The sequence below is a fragment of the Pseudomonas sp. Sample_14 genome (assembly GCF_004307515.1).
GTDB classification, from domain to species: domain Bacteria; phylum Pseudomonadota; class Gammaproteobacteria; order Pseudomonadales; family Pseudomonadaceae; genus Aquipseudomonas; species Aquipseudomonas atacamensis.
Window position 1 is genome coordinate 7,579 of sequence record NZ_RCOC01000067.1, and the last position, 15,355, is coordinate 22,933.

Here is a 15,355-nt window from a genome sequence, read left to right on the forward strand (position 1 = left end):
GAGGTACGCTGACCTGGAATATCGCGTCGAACGCAGATCATGAAAAGCCCAGTGATCTGCTCCCTCTCCTCGGGGAGAGGGCTGGGGTGAGGGGTGGGCTCACCTCGGTGACCGGTCAGACCCGGAACTGGCGCAGCAACCCGTTGAGCTGTTCGCTCAGTTGCCCAAGGCGCAAGCTGGCTGCACTGGATTGCTCAGCCGCCAACGCGGTGCTATGGGAAAGCCCGGCCGCCTGGGTCACGTTCTGGTTGATGTCCTCAACCACCTGCGCCTGTTGCAAGGTAGCGCTGGCAATCGACGCATTCAGGCCATTGAGATTACGCAACGCCTGGCCAATTGCATTAAGGCTCGCCCCGGCCAGTCCCGCCTGCTCGATGGTCAATTGCGAGGCCTTGCTGCTGTCGCCGATCACCTTCACCGCAGCCTCCGAGTGATTCTGCAAACGCTCGATCATCGACTGAATTTCAGCGGTCGATTTCTGCGTACGCTGAGCCAGCAAGCGCACCTCATCGGCGACTACGGCAAACCCGCGACCCTGTTCCCCCGCGCGCGCCGCTTCAATGGCCGCGTTCAAGGCCAGCAGGTTGGTCTGCTCGGCAATCGAGCGAATCACTTCCAGCACGCTGCCAATCTGCGTGCTCTCCGCCGCCAGGGTGCGGATCACTTCCACCGCCTGATCGATCGTGCCGGAGAGCTTGTCGATCTGTTGCAGGCTGCCGTCAATGTTGATCTGGCCCTGTTGCGCCTGCGCTTCGGCATCACGCATTTCGACGGCGGCGTGTTCGGCGTTTTTCGCCACGTCCTGCACGCCGTAGGTGACTTCGTTGATCGCCGTGGCGACCAGTTCCATCTGCTGCGATTGCTGCTGACTGCGCTGCTGCGCTTGCGAGGCATCGTTGCCCAGCTCACTGGACGACTGACCCAAAGCGCTGGCCGAGACCTGCAGATCACCAATCACTCGGCGCAATTTGGCGGTGAAGGCATTGAAGTGATGGGCCAGTTCAGTGACCTCATCCTTGCCGTGGGTATCAAGGCTGCGGGTCAGGTCGCTCTCGCCGCTGGCGATGTTGGCCATCGCATTCACGGTCTCCTGCAACGGACGGACGATGCTGCGTGCGATCAGGATCACCAGCAGCGCCATGATCAGCGCAATCGCCAGGCCGATCGCCGACGCCTTGATCATTTGTCCCTGAAATTCCGCCTGAACATCGTCGACGTACACACCGGAACCGATCACCCAGCCCCACGGCTCAAACAGCTTCACATACGAGGTCTTGGCAACGGGATCAGTCGCCCCCGGTTTCGGCCAGCGATAATTGACCATGCCCGCGCCTTTGGCCTTGGCGATGGCGACCATCTCGTTGAACACCGCAAAGCCGTCCGGGTCGCGGATCGCCGAAAGATTCTGGCCTTCGAGCTTGGGATTGGTCGGGTGCATGACCATCACGGGCGTGAGGTCGTTGATCCAGAAGTAGTCGCTCTGGTCGTAGCGCAGGCCACGGATCGCGGTCAGCGCCTGCTTTTGCGCGGCATCCCTGGTCAGGGTGCCGGCGGTTTCCAGGCCGTGGTAATAAGTCAGCAGGCCACTGGCGGTCTGCACCACGTGCTGGGTTTTCTGCGCCTTGGCGTGGTAGAGGTCGTCGTGGATCTGCTTGAGCATCAGCACGCCCAAGGTCAGCAACATGACCACCGCCACGATCAAGATGAGCCACAAGCGTCGGCTGATCGACACACTGCGCAAGCTGTTCATAACGCTGTCACTCCGGATTCTTGTTCTTGTAATAAACGATCGCCAGCATCCAGCCACAGCTGAGTGCCCGGGACTACCATCCAACGCGCAGAGCGCTTTTGAGGCTTGTCTGTTAGGATTTCGGCCCCGCGCGCGAAAACCTGAATCCGGTTTTGATATTTCACGGAATTTTTACCGTTTCGTGTAGATCCTGTGCGCGCGGAATCGATACAGCTTTAACCCGCTACGCTGAACGCAGTGAACGCTAAAAATACTATCGGGGCATGCCGCGCGCATCGCTCTTTGGGGGATTGATGGATCTTTGGACTGCCTTGCAGGCACTGATATTAGGCGTTGTAGAAGGGCTCACGGAGTTTTTGCCCATTTCAAGTACCGGACACCAGATCATCGTCGCCGACTTGCTGAACTTCGGCGGCGAACGGGCCATGGCGTTCAACATCATCATCCAGCTCGGCGCGATCCTCGCGGTGGTCTGGGAATTTCGGCGCAAGATCCTCGACGTGGTGATCGGCCTGCCGACCCAGCCGAGCGCCCGGCGTTTCACCGCCAACCTGCTGATCGCCTTTCTCCCGGCGGTGGTACTGGGGGTGATCTTTGCTGACCTGATTCACGAATACCTGTTCAACCCGATCACCGTGGCGGCGGCGTTGGTCATCGGCGGCATCATCATGCTGTGGGCCGAACAGCGCGAGCATGAAGTCCACGCCGAAACCGTCGATGAAATCCGCTGGACCGACGCCTTGAAAATCGGCTTCGCGCAATGCCTGGCGATGATTCCGGGCACCTCGCGTTCCGGCTCGACGATCATTGGCGGCTTGCTGTTCGGTCTGTCACGCAAGACCGCCACCGAGTTCTCGTTTTTCCTCGCCATGCCAACCATGGTCGGTGCGGCAGTGTATTCGGGCTACAAATACCGCGACCTGTTCGTGCCGGCGGATTTCCCGGTGTTCGCCATTGGTTTCGTCACGGCGTTCATCTTCGCCATGATCGCTGTACGCGGCCTGCTCAAGTTCATCGGCAGCCACAGTTATGCAGCGTTTGCCTGGTACCGGATTGCGTTCGGCCTGTTCATTCTGGCGACCTGGCAGTTCGGCTGGGTGGATTGGTCGGCAGCGAAGGCATGAATGATCCGCGCACGCCCCGCCCTGAGGGGCGGCCTTCAGGCGGGCGCGTTCAGCATCTGAAATTGAAGCTCGTGGTGTTGCTGATCGTCTGCGCGCTGCCGCTGTTCGGCTCGCTGTCGATGTGGCTCAGCGGCATCTCGCGGGTGCCGCTGGCGGCGTACGGGATTGTCAGTGTGCTGGCGTTCTTTCTGTACTGGGCCGACAAACGCAAGGCCCGCGCCGATGCCTGGCGCACCCCGGAAAACATCCTGCATGCGGTAGAACTGGCGGGCGGCTGGCCAGGAGCTTTGATTGCGCAGCAGGTGTTTCGGCACAAGACGCGCAAGGTGTCGTTTCAGATTCTGTTCTGGGCGATCGTGTTGTTGCATCAGGTGTTCTGGATTGACCAGATTTTTCTCGGATCGAACTTGCTGTCGCTGATTTAACGTCCATCGAAAATCCCCTGTGGGAGCGAGCCTGCTCGCGAAAGCAATCTCATCCTCGCTGATGAGTCGCCTGACAAACCGCCTTCGCGAGCAGGCTCGCTCCCACAGGATTTGCGTGCTTACAAAAGCAGGCCGATTTGAGTCTTCTTGGGCGACTTGCTCACCACCAGTTGATGCGATCGCTGCAACAAACCCTGCAATTCCTCGGCTCTCAGCGGGTAGGGCGGGTGCATGATGATCCACTGCGCCCGCGCCAGATACGGCGCCGGATGAATCCCCGGGCGGTCGCAATGGCCGAGGAACAGATCCTTGTCGACCTTGAACGCCAGCGAATCCCCACGTAATCCCTGCAAGGCAAACATCTTGTTGCCGGCAATCGAGAACACCCGCACGCCGCCCCATTTGTAATCTTCCCGGGCGCCGGGCAGGGCCAGACAAAACTCGGCGACCTCGGCTTCGCTCATTCTTCCCTGTTTCATAGAAATCTATCCCCGCAGGCATTGAACGATTCGACCAAGTGATCGATCCATGCGCGCACCGCCGGCATTACCCCGCGCCGGTGCGGATACACCGCTTGCAACCAGCCGCCGGGCAATGACCATTCCGGCAGCACTTGCACCAGCGTGCCGTTACGCAATTCGGTTTCGCAGAACATCATCGGCAGCACGGTAAAACCCTGACCGGCCAGGACGCAGGCCTTGCGCACCACGAAGTCATCAATGCCCAGCCGCGCTTCCATGCTCAGATCAACACTCTTGCCCTGCTGATCGAGCAGGCGCACATGCACCATGCGATCGGCTTCCAGCGCGCCCAGTACCGGCAGGGTTTTCAGGTCCTGCGGATGATTGATGGTCTTGCCTTGCATGAACGCCGGGCTGGCGATCACCACCGCCTGGGCCTGACGCAAGCGGCGGGTGACCAGCAACGGGTCTTCATCACCGTGATCGCGCACACGCAAAGCGACATCGATGCCTTCGGTGACCAGATCGACCCGGCGATTGAGCAGCACGACCTCCAGCTGCACCTGCGGAAACTTGCCGAGAAAATCGCTGATCACCGTCGGCAGCATTTCATGGGCAAGCCCGGTCGGGCACGACACCCGCAAGCGCCCGCGCGGTTCGCTGGACATGCTCGCCACCGCTTCGTCAGCCATTTCCGCTTCCAGCAACATCGCCTGACAGTGGCGCAAATAGCGTTCGCCAACGGCGGTGAGATTGAGTTGGCGGGTGGTGCGTTGCAGCAGACGTGCGCCGAGTCGGTCTTCCAGTTCGGCAATTCTTCTCGAAAGCCGTGACTTGGGAATACCGAGCAAGCGCCCGGCGGCGGCAAATCCGCCGGCTTCAACCACTTTGGCGAAATAGTAGAGATCGTTGAGGTCCTGCATGCGCGTTTCCAGTCGTTCTATCAATGGGACGAACTATCGCATTGTCGGCGACTAATCAGCCATTGGTTTGTTGCGTAGGATTGTCCCCATTCCGTCGCCGCCGGCGATTCTTTCAGGAGAACCCACATGAAACTGTTGCACATCGATTCGAGCATTCTCGGCGACAACTCGGCTTCCCGTCAGTTGAGCCGTCAAGTCGTCGACGCCTGGCAAGCCGCCGAGCCGAGCGCCGTAGTCACCTACCGCGACCTGGCCGCCGACGCGATCAGCCACTTCTCGTCGACCACACTGGTTGCCGCCGGCACCACCGCCGAACTGCGCGACGCTGCGCAACAGCACGAAGCCGAGCTGAGCGCTTCGACCCTGGCCGAATTCATCGCTGCCGACGCCGTGGTGATTGCCGCGCCGATGTACAACTTCACCGTTCCAACCCAACTGAAAGCGTGGATCGACCGCGTCGCCGTCGCTGGCCAGACGTTCCGCTACACCGAAGCCGGCCCTGAAGGCCTCTGCGGTGGCAAGAAAGTGGTGATCGTGTCGACTTCCGGTGGCATCCACGCCGGTCAGGCCAGCGGCATCGCTCATGAAGAATATCTGAAGCTGGTACTGGGCTTCCTCGGCATCACCGATATCGAAATCGTCCGCGCTGAAGGTCTGGCCTATGGCGAAGAAGTGCGCAACAACGCCATGAGCGCTGCGCAAGCGCAGATCAGCGAGCAACTGTTCGCCGCCGCATAAGGCTTGCGTAAAGAACAGCTGATGTTCAGGTAATCCCCCAAAAACTCTGTATTCTGGTTCCGCAAGGGCCGAATACGGAGTTTTTTGTTTCTGGCTGTTACATAATCTGGCCCGGGTTATGCAGTTTCAGCACATCCGACGATGTGGTCCGACAGGGTAGGGCATTCATGAGGCATCTTTGTGCACTGTTGCTGATTTGCCTGCTGGGCAGCCTGAATTCAGTGCAGGCCGCACCGGGGCGCCACCCTGTCTGGAGCGTCGGTTATCACGAGATGACCTTTCTCGACCCGCTCGATCTGCAACCGATGCGCGCCATCGCTTTTTACCCGTCCAGTGACCGCGAGCACATGAGCTTGCTTGAGGGCTATTCGGTCGAGGCTGGGGAAGACACCAAAGTCGCGATCGGCCGCTTTCCGATGTTGATGCTGTCCCACGGCAACACCGGTACGCCGCTGGCTCTGCATGATCTGGCCACTTCACTGGCGCGCAAAGGCTTTGTCGTGGTTGCGGTGATTCATCCCGGCGACAACTGGCGCGACCATAGCCGACTTGGCACTTTGAGCAATCTCTACGGCCGGCCAATCCAGATTTCCCAAGCGATCACCGCCACCCTCGCCGACAACATGCTGGCGCCGTTCGTCAACGCTGAACAGGTCGGTGTGATCGGTTATTCGGCCGGTGGCGAGACCGCGTTGATTCTTTCCGGGGCGCAACCGGATCTGGATCGTCTGCGCCGCTATTGTCAGGAACGCCCGGACGATCACGACGCCTGTAACACCCAGGGCGAGCTGATTGTCGATCGCGATGACTTGCAGCCGGTGGCCGATCCACGGGTTCACGCGTTATTGCTGATGGCCCCGCTGAGCCTCAAGTTCGGCCGCCACACCCTCGCCGATGTGCACGTACCGGTGCTGCTCTATAGCGGCGACGGCGACAAACTGGTGGCCTTCGATAAAAACGCTGCGGCCCTGGCGCGCAAACTGCCCACCGCGCCGGACTTCAAACTGCTGGCCGGAGCAGGGCACTTCGTGTTCATGGCGCCGTGCACCGAAGAGCAGATCCGCGCCATGCCTGCGTTGTGCACCGATGCCGACGGGGTAGATCGCGAGGATATACACCGCAACCTGATCTCCGAGGCCGGACGTTTTTTTGCTCATGCACTAGGCAGATCGACACGGGCCGGGATGCAGACGGCGGATCAATAACTCAAACACCGCTCCCACGGGAAATTGAATTGTCTGCTTTCAGGAAAGTGCGCGGCGCTTGAGCAACAAGGTCAGGCCCAACCCGGTCACCGATAACAATGCCGCGCTGAAGAAAATCCACGAATAGCCCAGATTCAACGCCACCGCGCCCATCAATGGCCCGGCAATCGCCAGTGCCAGATCGAAGAACACCGCATAAGCCCCCAACCCTGAACCACGGCTGGAACTCGGCACCTGTTTGATCGCTTCCACCCCCAGAGACGGATACACCAGTGACAGCCCGAACCCGGCCAGCCCTGCGCCAATCAACGCATACGCAGTGGAGGGCGCCAGCCACAACATCACCAGGCCGACGGTTTCAACCGACATGCAAACGATGGCGGAGGCAAACCCGCCAAAGCGGGCGATGGCCGAAATAAACAGCAATCGCGACAGAATGAAACACACGCCAAACACGGTCAGGCAGTACGCCGCGCCGGTCCAGCCTCGGTTGAGGTAATAAAGGGTGATGAACGTGGTCAGCGTGCCGTAGCCGATCGAGGCCAGCGTCAGGCTGGTGCCGTACGGCGCAATCTTGCCGAACACCGCCCAGAACGACAGGCGCTCGCCACGAATCACCGGCACCGAAGGCTTGTTGCGGATCAACCACAGCGCACCGGCCGCCAACGCCGACAGCGCGAGGCCAAGGCTGACAAAACCATATTCGGCAACCATCACCACGCCTAACGGCGCGCCAATGGCAATTGCGCCGTAAGAGGCGATGCCGTTCCAGCCAATGGATTTCGCGGTGTGCTCGACACCGACCTGGCCCATGCACCAACTGATGGTGCCGACGCCGATCAGGCCTTGGGCGATACCGAGCAACAAGCGCCCGGCAATCAGGATCAACAGGCTGGTCAGCGGAAAGCTTTGCAGCAAGGTCGACAGCAACGTCAGCGCGCCACTGAGGACAATCCCCCACAAGCCATAAATGATCGCCCGTTTGGTGCCGAGCGTGTCCGACATGCGCCCGGCCATTGGCCGACTGAGCAGGGTGGCGAGGTACTGCGAGCCGATCACCAGGCCGGCAATGATCGCGCTGAAACCCAGTTGCTCATGGACGTAACCGGGTAACACCGCAATCGGTAACCCGATGCAGAGGAAGGCAATGAAAGTGTAGAAAACGATGGAGACGATCTGCAGGGTGATCGCCAAGGAGCTTTGCGGTGGCAGTGGCTGCGCAGACATGAGCACTCGTTCGCGGGCGGCGGTGGAAGAGTTGCCGACATCATGGCGCGGGGCCGGGATAAAAGAAAGCAGGCTAACTACTTCGCCTTATTGATCGTTCCCACGCTCCGCGTGGTAACGCCGCCATGGACGCTCTGCGTCCGCTGTTGGGACGCGGAGCGTCCCGGGCTGCATTCCCACGCGGAGCGTGGGAACGATCAATGTGGGAGCGAGCCTGCTCGCGAATATCTGCGCACCCACCATTCCCAAACGCCGAATGCAAAAAGCCCCGTCACACGGACAGGGCTTTTAACTTGCAGCTTGCAGCTTGCAGCTTGAAACTAAAAGCTGCTCTTAGAAAACGACGCCCTGGCTACGCAGGTAGTCGTCATAAGTGCCGCTGAAGTCGGTCACGCCGTTCGGGCTCAGCTCGATGATGCGTGTGGCCAGGGACGATACGAACTCACGGTCGTGGCTGACGAAAATCAGCGTGCCCGGGTAGTTTTCCAGCGCCAGGTTCAGCGCCTCGATCGATTCCATGTCCAAGTGGTTGGTCGGTTCGTCCATGATCAGCACGTTCGGCTTTTGCAGGATCAGCTTGCCGAACAGCATGCGGCCTTGCTCACCACCGGAGATGACCTTGACCGACTTGAGGATCTCGTCGTTGGAGAACAGCATCCGGCCCAAAGTACCGCGAATCATCTGCTCGCCCTGGGTCCACTGACCCATCCAGTCGAACAGGGTGACGTCGTCTTCGAAGTCGTGAGCGTGGTCCTGAGCGTAGTAGCCCAGCTCGGCGGCGTCGGTCCATTTCACGCTACCGGCGTCCGGGGTCAGTTCGTTGACCAGGGTGCGCAGCAGGGTGGTCTTGCCGATACCGTTCGGGCCGATGATCGCAACGCGCTCGCCGGCTTCAACCTGGAAGCTGAAGTCCTTGAACAGTGGCTTGCCATCGAAACCCTTGGCCATTTTCTCGACCATGACCGCCTGACGGTGCAGCTTCTTGTTCTGCTCGAAACGAATGAACGGGCTGACGCGGCTGGAAGGCTTGACCTCGGCCAGCTGGATCTTGTCGATCGCCTTGGCGCGGGAGGTGGCCTGCTTGGCTTTCGAGGCGTTCGCCGAGAAGCGGCTGACGAACGATTGCAGCTCGGAGATCTGCGCTTTCTTCTTGGCGTTGTCCGACAGCAGTTGCTCGCGGGACTGGGTCGCCACGGTCATGTACTCGTCGTAGTTGCCCGGGAACAGACGCAGCTCGCCGTAATCCAGGTCAGCCATGTGCGTGCACACGCTGTTCAGGAAGTGACGGTCGTGGGAGATGATGATCATCAGGCTGTTGCGCTGGGTGAGGATGTTTTCCAGCCAGCGAATGGTGTTGATGTCCAGGTGGTTGGTCGGTTCGTCGAGCAACAGCACTTCCGGATCGGAAAACAGTGCCTGCGCCAGCAATACGCGCAGTTTCCAGCCTGGCGAAACTTCGCTCATCGGGCCGAAATGCTGTTCCAGCGGAATGCCCAGACCCAGCAACAGTTCGCCGGCGCGGGATTCGGCGGTGTAGCCGTCCATCTCGGCGAACTCGGTTTCCAGCTCGGCAACGGCCATGCCGTCTTCTTCGGACATTTCCGCCAGCGAATAGATGCGATCGCGCTCGGCCTTGACCTTCCACAGCTCTTCGTGACCCATGATCACGGTGTCGATCACGGTGAATTCTTCGTAGGCGAACTGATCCTGGCGCAGCTTACCCAGACGCACGTTCGGCTCGAGCATGACCTGGCCACCGGACGGATCGAGATCGCCGCCGAGGATTTTCATGAAGGTCGACTTGCCGCAACCGTTGGCACCGATCAGGCCGTAGCGATTGCCTGCGCCGAATTTGACCGAAACGTTTTCGAACAGCGGCTTGGCGCCAAACTGCATCGTGATGTTAGCTGTGGAGATCAATTACCTTACCTATCAATGGGTTAGAGCTGGTCTGTGGTGCCTGGTACCGGACTTGAATACCAATCTGGAGCTTTTCCAGCTCCCCCCAGTCTGTGCTTGAGTTGAGCCAACGCGCATAAGCCGTCCGCAACTGGGGCCGTTGAAGGCAAGCTGCTGAGCGACGAGTACGGGGTTCTTGTTGGACATTGGCGCGCATTGTCGCATAACTCAGACGGCAGTTATATGGCAGGCAAACGGGCGTACGCATCGGCTCGTCCGAGAAGTCACCGATATCCGCTGATCAAAATCTCGAAAACCCGAATGAACTCACTCGGCCATTTTCACTTCGGAAAGTGGAGCAGTAGCCATTTTCGTTCAAACGAGTGAGGACCAAGCCATGCGAGCAATGACCTATCACGGCGCCCATGACGTGCGCGTCGAAACCGTACCGGACCCGAAACTTGAAGCCGCCGACGACATCATCCTGCGCGTCACCGCTACCGCCATCTGCGGATCGGACCTGCACCTGTACCGAGGCAAAATACCCACCGTCGAGCACGGCGATATCTTTGGCCATGAGTTCATGGGCATCGTCGAAGAAACCGGCCCAGCCGTCACGGCCGTGCAGCGCGGCGACCGCGTGGTAATTCCGTTCGTGATCGCCTGTGGCGATTGCTTCTTCTGCCAGCAAGAGCTTTACGCCGCCTGCGAGACCACCAATGAAGGTCCCGGCGCGGCGCTGAACAAGAAAATGATTCCGCCGCCAGCAGCGCTGTTCGGCTACAGCCGTCTGTATGGCGGAATTCCCGGTGGCCAGGCGGAACTGGTGCGGGTACCGAAAGCCAATACCGGGCCGTTCAAGGTGCCGGGCACGCTGTCGGACGAGAAAGTACTGTTTCTCTCTGACATCCTGCCGACTGCCTGGCAAGCCGTGATCAACGCCGGCGTCAAACAGGGCTCGAGTCTGGCCATCTATGGCGCCGGGCCGGTCGGTTTGCTCACCGCAGCCTGCGCCAGAATGCTCGGTGCTGAGCTGATCTTCATGGTTGATCACCATCAGTACCGCCTCGATTATGCCCAGCGCACCTACGGCGTGATTCCGATCAACTTCGATGAAGACGATGACCCGGCCGACACCATTACCAGCCAGACTCCCGGCCATCGCGGCGTCGATGCCGTGGTCGATGCCGTCGGCCTTGAAGCCAAGGGCAGCACCACCGAAACGGTCATGGCTACACTCAAGCTTGAAGGCAGCAGCGGCAAGGCCTTGCGCCAGTGCATCGCCGCTGTACGCCGTGGCGGCGTGGTCAGCGTTCCGGGGGTGTATGCCGGGTTTATCCATGGCTTTATGTTCGGCGACGCTTTTGACAAGGGCCTGACCTTCAAAATGGGCCAGACTCACGTACAGCGTTTTCTGCCGGAGCTGCTTGGCTACATTGAAACCGGCAAGTTGCAGCCCGAAGCGATCATCACTCACAGGCTGTCGCTGGAGCAGGCGGCCGAGGGCTACAAGATCTTCAATAAGAAGCAGGAAGAATGCCGCAAGGTGATTCTGACCCCGGGTGGCAGCGATGTTCCGCTGGCGCAGCTGGATGAAACCACGCCGTTCGCACCGGCCACCTGAAATTGAGGAGTTTTCATGGCGCTACCGTCATCTTCGTTCGCCGCCCCCGTGCGCGCATGGCTCGTCAGCCTTTCGCGTACGGGCTGGGGAGGGCGCATTTTCTGGCTGACCCTGGTCGGTGTAACCGTGTTGCTCTTGATCAGTGGCTACACCGGTCTGGTCAGTACGGGCCGCGACACCTTGCGCCTCGCCACACTTGGCGGGCTGTCGGGTTTCGCGGCCACGGCAGTCGGTGCGTTATTGGCCCTGGCGCTGCGGGCGATTACTTCGCGAACCCAGGACACCATGCTCGGTTTCGCGGCGGGGATGATGCTGGCTGCCAGTTCCTTTTCATTGATCCTGCCGGGCATTGCGGCGGCGAAGGAGGCGGTGAGCAGTCCCATGCTCGCCGCTGCCGTCGTTGTGGCAGGCATGGCCTTGGGCGTGGCGTTGATGGTCGGCCTCGACCGCTTCGTTCCCCACGAACATGAAAAGAGCGGCCGGCGCGGCCCGGAAGCCAAGCGCTTCAATCGGGTCTGGCTGTTCGTGCTGGCGATCACCCTGCACAACCTGCCGGAAGGCATGGCGATCGGCGTCAGCTTCGCCACCGGCGACATGAAAATCGGCTTGCCGCTGACCACTGCGATCGCCATTCAGGACATTCCAGAAGGACTGGCTGTGGCGTTGGCGCTGCGGGTAACCGGCATTTCTGCAGTGCGTGCGGCATTGATTGCCGCCGCTTCAGGATTGATGGAGCCGTTGGGCGCGATCATCGGTTTGGGCATCACCAACAGCTTCGCGCTGGGCTTCCCGGTGGCGATGGGCCTGGCTGCGGGTGCGATGATCTTCGTGGTATCCCACGAAGTGATTCCGGAAACTCACCGCAACGGCCACGAAACACCGGCCACGCTCGGGCTCATGCTCGGCTTCGGCGTGATGATGTTTCTCGACACGGCTTTGGGTTAGCCAACCGACGCACACCACTGAGCGCATCGCCCCGCACAAAAAAGGAATTTTTTTCAGCGCCAATCACTCTTTCGTTTATAGGCAATGCCAATAACGCAGGGGAATGAGTCATGTCGCTGATCGAAATCCCGACCAGGAAGTCTTCGGGTAAAACATCCACGCCGGCGGATACCGAGCGCCGGCTCTACGACCGATTGCTGGCGGAAGACCCAACGGTTGATCGTGCGGCACTGGACTTTCTGCGCCGGCAACTGAGCAAGGCGGCTGCGCTGTCTGACGATTTGCCGGCCAGCGCCGAAGAGCTGCTGCAATGGTCGGAAACCCGCTGCGCCAGCGTGGCGGCCGAGTACGCCGATTACCTTGAGCAACGTCAGCAGGGCGCGCCGCGCCGCTATTTCCGCAACAAATCCCACGCGCTGTATTTCATTCTGCATGTGGCACCGACCAAAGAGGTCGATGGCGCCTGGTTGGCCGGGCTGTTGCCGCAGTGGCAGGACCCGCGTTTCGACGATTTACTCGATACCTATCTTGAAGAGCTGGGCGAGGGCGTGCCACGGCAGAATCATGTGGTGATCTATCGCAAGCTGCTCGCCGAGCATGACTGCTCCGATCTGAGCGGTCTTGCTGACGAGTACTTTTTGCAGGGCGCGGTGCAGTTGGCACTGGGACGTTTCGGCGGGCAGTTTTTGCCTGAAGTTATCGGTTTCAATCTCGGCTACGAACAACTGCCTCTGCATCTGCTGATCAGTGCTTATGAATTGGCAGAGCTGGGCATCGATCCGCACTATTTCCGCCTGCATGTGACCATCGACAACGCCAGTACCGGGCACGCGCGCAAGGCTGTGCAATCGATGCTCGAGCTGATGCCGTTGGGAGAAGAGCGCGATGAGTTCTACCGGCGCATGGCTGTTGGTTATCGCCTCAATGATGTCGGCAAGGGCACCACCGCCGTGATCACAGAGTTCGATCTGGACCATGAAGTCATCGCCATGCTTGAGCGCAAAGCTGTTTTTGGCCGGCACATGCATTCCGATTACTGCCGTATCGAAAACCGCACCATCAACCAATGGCTGGCCACGCCGGGGCAAATGGGCGAATTCCTCGCAGCTCTGGAGCGCAAGAGCTGGATCAAGCGCGGCGAGGCGGTGGAAGAAAGTCGTTTCTGGCGTTTGATCGACGGCAGCGATGCGGCGATGTTCGGTGTGTTCAACGGCTATGAAAAACAGCTGCTGCGCGACTGGATCACTCAGGATTGCCCGGCATCCCGGCCTCGGCCTTATGTGCGCCGGGAAGCTGCCGTCGAAGAAAACTTTGACGATGACGCCGATCTGCTCAATCTGGAAGCGGCCCTGGCTGACAAACCTGCCGCCGAGCAAATGGCGATGTTGATGCCGTGGCTGCAACCGCAGCGGCATTGGCGCCCGGCCGGACTTTTCGCGACGCGTCGCTTCATCCAACTGCGCGCCCGCTTGCGTTGAAACAAGGAGGCTTCATGTCGGCACAAGAAACATCGGACAGAGCGCTGCTCGAGCTGGGCAATCGTCTGCTCGACAGCGGTTATCACTTCATTACCCCAACGCCATTGACTCACGAACGATTTCTGCAGCGCTTTGCCACGCCTTTGGCCAAGGATCTGCGCGATGTGTTTGGTTGGTCGATGCCGTTTCCTTCAGAGCTATTTCGCGCAGAGGAACTGGCCACGCTGGAGCAGGCCGGCGTAGTCGAACGCGATGGCGCGGTGTGGCGCAGCCATGTGCGCTGGTCGACCTTGAATGACCGGTTGTTCGCCCACTCGGCGTTCCCGACGACGGCGAGTGACGCGGTGTTCTTCGGCCCCGACACTTATCGCTTCGCCCAGGCCATCGAAGCGCAATTGCAGCAACGCTTTTCGCCGATCAGACGCGCAGTGGACATCGGCTGTGGCAGTGGCGCCGGTGCGGTGGTCATGGCCAAGGCTCGTCCTGATGCCGACGTGCTGGCGGTCGACATCAATCCGCGCGCGCTGCGCATGAGTGCGGTTAACGCCGAGCTGGCGGGCGCAAACAATGTGTCGGTGTATCACAGCGACCTGCTCGCCAGTGTCGAAGGGCAGTTCGATCTGATCATAGCCAATCCGCCGTACATGAACGACGAACAACAGCGCGCCTATCGCCACGGCGGCGGGGCGCTGGGTGAGGGTTTGTCGGTGCGGATCGTGCGTGAGGCGTTACCGCGTCTGGAAGTCGGCGGCACGTTGCTGGTGTACACCGGCGTGGCGATCGTCGCCGGGCAGGATCCGTTCCGCGAGGCCGTGGCACCTCTGCTCAAGGGCGAACGTTTCGGCTGGACTTATCGCGAACTCGATCCGGATGTGTTCAGTGAGGAACTGCTCAAGCCGGAATACGAGCGCGCCGAGCGCATCGCCGTGGTCGCACTGACGGTAACCCGCGAGCAGTGACCGATAGTTGGGCCACTGCTCGCGCGGTGGCCTTCAGCGATTTCTGATGCGCGAGATCGTCAGCAGGCAAACCCCTACCAGCATCGCAGCCCCGGCTACCAATAGCGGCGAAGGGCGTATCGGCTGCCGCGAGATACGCTCGATGCGCCCGGCGACGGAAGCGCGCACTGGCGCAGCAGGTTCCGCCAGATAAGGCGCTTCTTCGATCTCCAGCCGTAAGCCGTCCGGCATCACCAGCGTCAGCCCTTCTATCGTGCCGGCAATTCTGCCCGGATAAACCGGCTCACCGGTCGGGTCGAGCTGGTCGTAGAAGAATATTTGCCCTTCAAGCCAGCCGATGGCCGTCTGCAACTCAGGTCCCAGGTAATACTTTCCATCGAGAAAAAAGCCAGAGAATTGCGGCGCGCGCTCGACGCTTTCAATTCGATAGCGCTGACCTGGTTTCATACCGGTTTCTGGGGCGATCATGGGGGTTCCTCCGTTATTGGTAAGCGATAGAGGAGCGCGTGCCAAGCGTGGTTCCATCGAAATGAGCAACGGGCGTTTGTATGGATTCAAGTGTGCTGGAGCTTCACACGCAAACGCGCAAGACAGTTT

14 protein-coding genes are annotated in these 15,355 nt (G+C 60.1%); 8 read left to right on the plus strand and 6 right to left on the minus strand.

Annotation, left to right across the window (positions count from 1 at the left end):
- Positions 1-115 precede the first annotated feature (115 nt).
- On the minus strand, positions 116-1,750 hold the full coding sequence (locus D8U61_RS15575; protein ID WP_130927237.1) for a methyl-accepting chemotaxis protein: 1,635 nt from the start codon (positions 1,748-1,750) through the stop codon (positions 116-118).
- Positions 1,751-2,043: 293 nt separating this feature from the next.
- Between D8U61_RS15575 and D8U61_RS15580 the strand changes: the two genes are divergently transcribed.
- Positions 2,044-2,874 (plus strand): undecaprenyl-diphosphate phosphatase, encoded by an 831-nt coding sequence (locus D8U61_RS15580; protein ID WP_130927238.1) that lies wholly within the window; start codon positions 2,044-2,046, stop codon positions 2,872-2,874.
- Entirely contained in the window at positions 2,871-3,299 is a 429-nt protein-coding gene (locus tag D8U61_RS15585; protein WP_130927239.1) for a DUF1294 domain-containing protein, read from the plus strand. The genes D8U61_RS15580 and D8U61_RS15585 overlap by 4 nt, the downstream gene beginning before the upstream one ends.
- A 119-nt stretch (positions 3,300-3,418) precedes the next feature.
- Here the strand turns inward: D8U61_RS15585 and D8U61_RS15590 are convergent, their stop codons facing one another.
- Together D8U61_RS15590 and D8U61_RS15595 are read right to left on the minus strand one after the other, a co-directional pair.
- A complete protein-coding gene (locus D8U61_RS15590; RefSeq protein WP_130927240.1) occupies positions 3,419-3,778 on the minus strand; it encodes an MmcQ/YjbR family DNA-binding protein in 360 nt (119 codons plus the stop codon).
- Complete coding sequence (locus tag D8U61_RS15595; RefSeq protein WP_125916232.1) at positions 3,775-4,683, minus strand: LysR substrate-binding domain-containing protein; 909 nt, start codon at positions 4,681-4,683, stop codon at positions 3,775-3,777. Before D8U61_RS15595 ends, D8U61_RS15590 begins: the two co-directional genes overlap by 4 nt.
- Before the next feature lie 126 nt (positions 4,684-4,809).
- Here D8U61_RS15595 and D8U61_RS15600 point away from each other — a divergent pair, with 126 nt between their 5' ends.
- Together D8U61_RS15600 and D8U61_RS15605 are read left to right on the plus strand one after the other, a co-directional pair.
- Positions 4,810-5,421, plus strand: coding sequence for an FMN-dependent NADH-azoreductase (locus D8U61_RS15600; RefSeq protein ID WP_130927241.1), 612 nt, complete (start codon positions 4,810-4,812; stop codon positions 5,419-5,421).
- A 167-nt stretch (positions 5,422-5,588) separates the two neighbouring features.
- Positions 5,589-6,626, plus strand: a complete 1,038-nt coding sequence (locus D8U61_RS15605; protein ID WP_125926849.1) for a dienelactone hydrolase — start codon at positions 5,589-5,591, stop codon at positions 6,624-6,626.
- Positions 6,627-6,665: 39 nt separating this feature from the next.
- Here D8U61_RS15605 and D8U61_RS15610 read toward each other — a convergent pair whose 3' ends face one another.
- Together D8U61_RS15610 and D8U61_RS15620 are read right to left on the minus strand one after the other, a co-directional pair.
- Positions 6,666-7,853 (minus strand): MFS transporter, encoded by a 1,188-nt coding sequence (locus tag D8U61_RS15610; protein ID WP_130901511.1) that lies wholly within the window; start codon positions 7,851-7,853, stop codon positions 6,666-6,668.
- Positions 7,854-8,186: 333 nt separating this feature from the next.
- Positions 8,187-9,773 (minus strand): ABC-F family ATPase, encoded by a 1,587-nt coding sequence (locus tag D8U61_RS15620; RefSeq protein WP_016774693.1) that lies wholly within the window; start codon positions 9,771-9,773, stop codon positions 8,187-8,189.
- Between the two features lie 376 nt (positions 9,774-10,149).
- Here D8U61_RS15620 and D8U61_RS15625 point away from each other — a divergent pair, with 376 nt between their 5' ends.
- The 4 genes from D8U61_RS15625 to D8U61_RS15640 all read left to right on the plus strand — a co-directional run bounded on the left by D8U61_RS15625 (position 10,150) and on the right by D8U61_RS15640 (position 14,758).
- The gene (locus D8U61_RS15625; protein ID WP_110600653.1) at positions 10,150-11,376 is read left to right on the plus strand and encodes a zinc-dependent alcohol dehydrogenase; all 1,227 of its coding nucleotides are present in this window, start codon (positions 10,150-10,152) and stop codon (positions 11,374-11,376) included.
- 15 nt (positions 11,377-11,391) lie between these two features.
- Entirely contained in the window at positions 11,392-12,321 is a 930-nt protein-coding gene (locus D8U61_RS15630; RefSeq protein ID WP_130927242.1) for a ZIP family metal transporter, read from the plus strand.
- 110 nt (positions 12,322-12,431) lie between these two features.
- On the plus strand, positions 12,432-13,799 hold the full coding sequence (locus D8U61_RS15635; protein WP_130927243.1) for an iron-containing redox enzyme family protein: 1,368 nt from the start codon (positions 12,432-12,434) through the stop codon (positions 13,797-13,799).
- 14 nt (positions 13,800-13,813) lie between these two features.
- Positions 13,814-14,758, plus strand: a complete 945-nt coding sequence (locus tag D8U61_RS15640; protein WP_125926845.1) for a class I SAM-dependent methyltransferase — start codon at positions 13,814-13,816, stop codon at positions 14,756-14,758.
- 33 nt (positions 14,759-14,791) lie between these two features.
- Here D8U61_RS15640 and D8U61_RS15645 read toward each other — a convergent pair whose 3' ends face one another.
- Positions 14,792-15,226, minus strand: a complete 435-nt coding sequence (locus tag D8U61_RS15645; protein WP_024012933.1) for a hypothetical protein — start codon at positions 15,224-15,226, stop codon at positions 14,792-14,794.
- Positions 15,227-15,355: the final 129 nt, after the last annotated feature.

What these genes read in the sequence shown, in the direction of transcription:
- D8U61_RS15605 (WP_125926849.1), top strand. Translation starts at nt 5,589, where the DNA reads ATGAGGCATCTTTGTGCACTGTTGCTGATTTGCCTGCTGGGCAGCCTG.
- D8U61_RS15610 (WP_130901511.1), bottom strand. Translation starts at nt 7,853, where the DNA reads ATGTCTGCGCAGCCACTGCCACCGCAAAGCTCCTTGGCGATCACCCTG.
- D8U61_RS15625 (WP_110600653.1), top strand. Translation starts at nt 10,150, where the DNA reads ATGCGAGCAATGACCTATCACGGCGCCCATGACGTGCGCGTCGAAACC.
- D8U61_RS15575 (WP_130927237.1), bottom strand. Translation starts at nt 1,750, where the DNA reads ATGAACAGCTTGCGCAGTGTGTCGATCAGCCGACGCTTGTGGCTCATC.
- D8U61_RS15645 (WP_024012933.1), bottom strand. Translation starts at nt 15,226, where the DNA reads ATGATCGCCCCAGAAACCGGTATGAAACCAGGTCAGCGCTATCGAATT.
- D8U61_RS15600 (WP_130927241.1), top strand. Translation starts at nt 4,810, where the DNA reads ATGAAACTGTTGCACATCGATTCGAGCATTCTCGGCGACAACTCGGCT.
- D8U61_RS15635 (WP_130927243.1), top strand. Translation starts at nt 12,432, where the DNA reads ATGTCGCTGATCGAAATCCCGACCAGGAAGTCTTCGGGTAAAACATCC.
- D8U61_RS15585 (WP_130927239.1), top strand. Translation starts at nt 2,871, where the DNA reads ATGAATGATCCGCGCACGCCCCGCCCTGAGGGGCGGCCTTCAGGCGGG.
- D8U61_RS15580 (WP_130927238.1), top strand. Translation starts at nt 2,044, where the DNA reads ATGGATCTTTGGACTGCCTTGCAGGCACTGATATTAGGCGTTGTAGAA.
- D8U61_RS15595 (WP_125916232.1), bottom strand. Translation starts at nt 4,683, where the DNA reads ATGCAGGACCTCAACGATCTCTACTATTTCGCCAAAGTGGTTGAAGCC.
- D8U61_RS15640 (WP_125926845.1), top strand. Translation starts at nt 13,814, where the DNA reads ATGTCGGCACAAGAAACATCGGACAGAGCGCTGCTCGAGCTGGGCAAT.
- D8U61_RS15590 (WP_130927240.1), bottom strand. Translation starts at nt 3,778, where the DNA reads ATGAAACAGGGAAGAATGAGCGAAGCCGAGGTCGCCGAGTTTTGTCTG.
- D8U61_RS15630 (WP_130927242.1), top strand. Translation starts at nt 11,392, where the DNA reads ATGGCGCTACCGTCATCTTCGTTCGCCGCCCCCGTGCGCGCATGGCTC.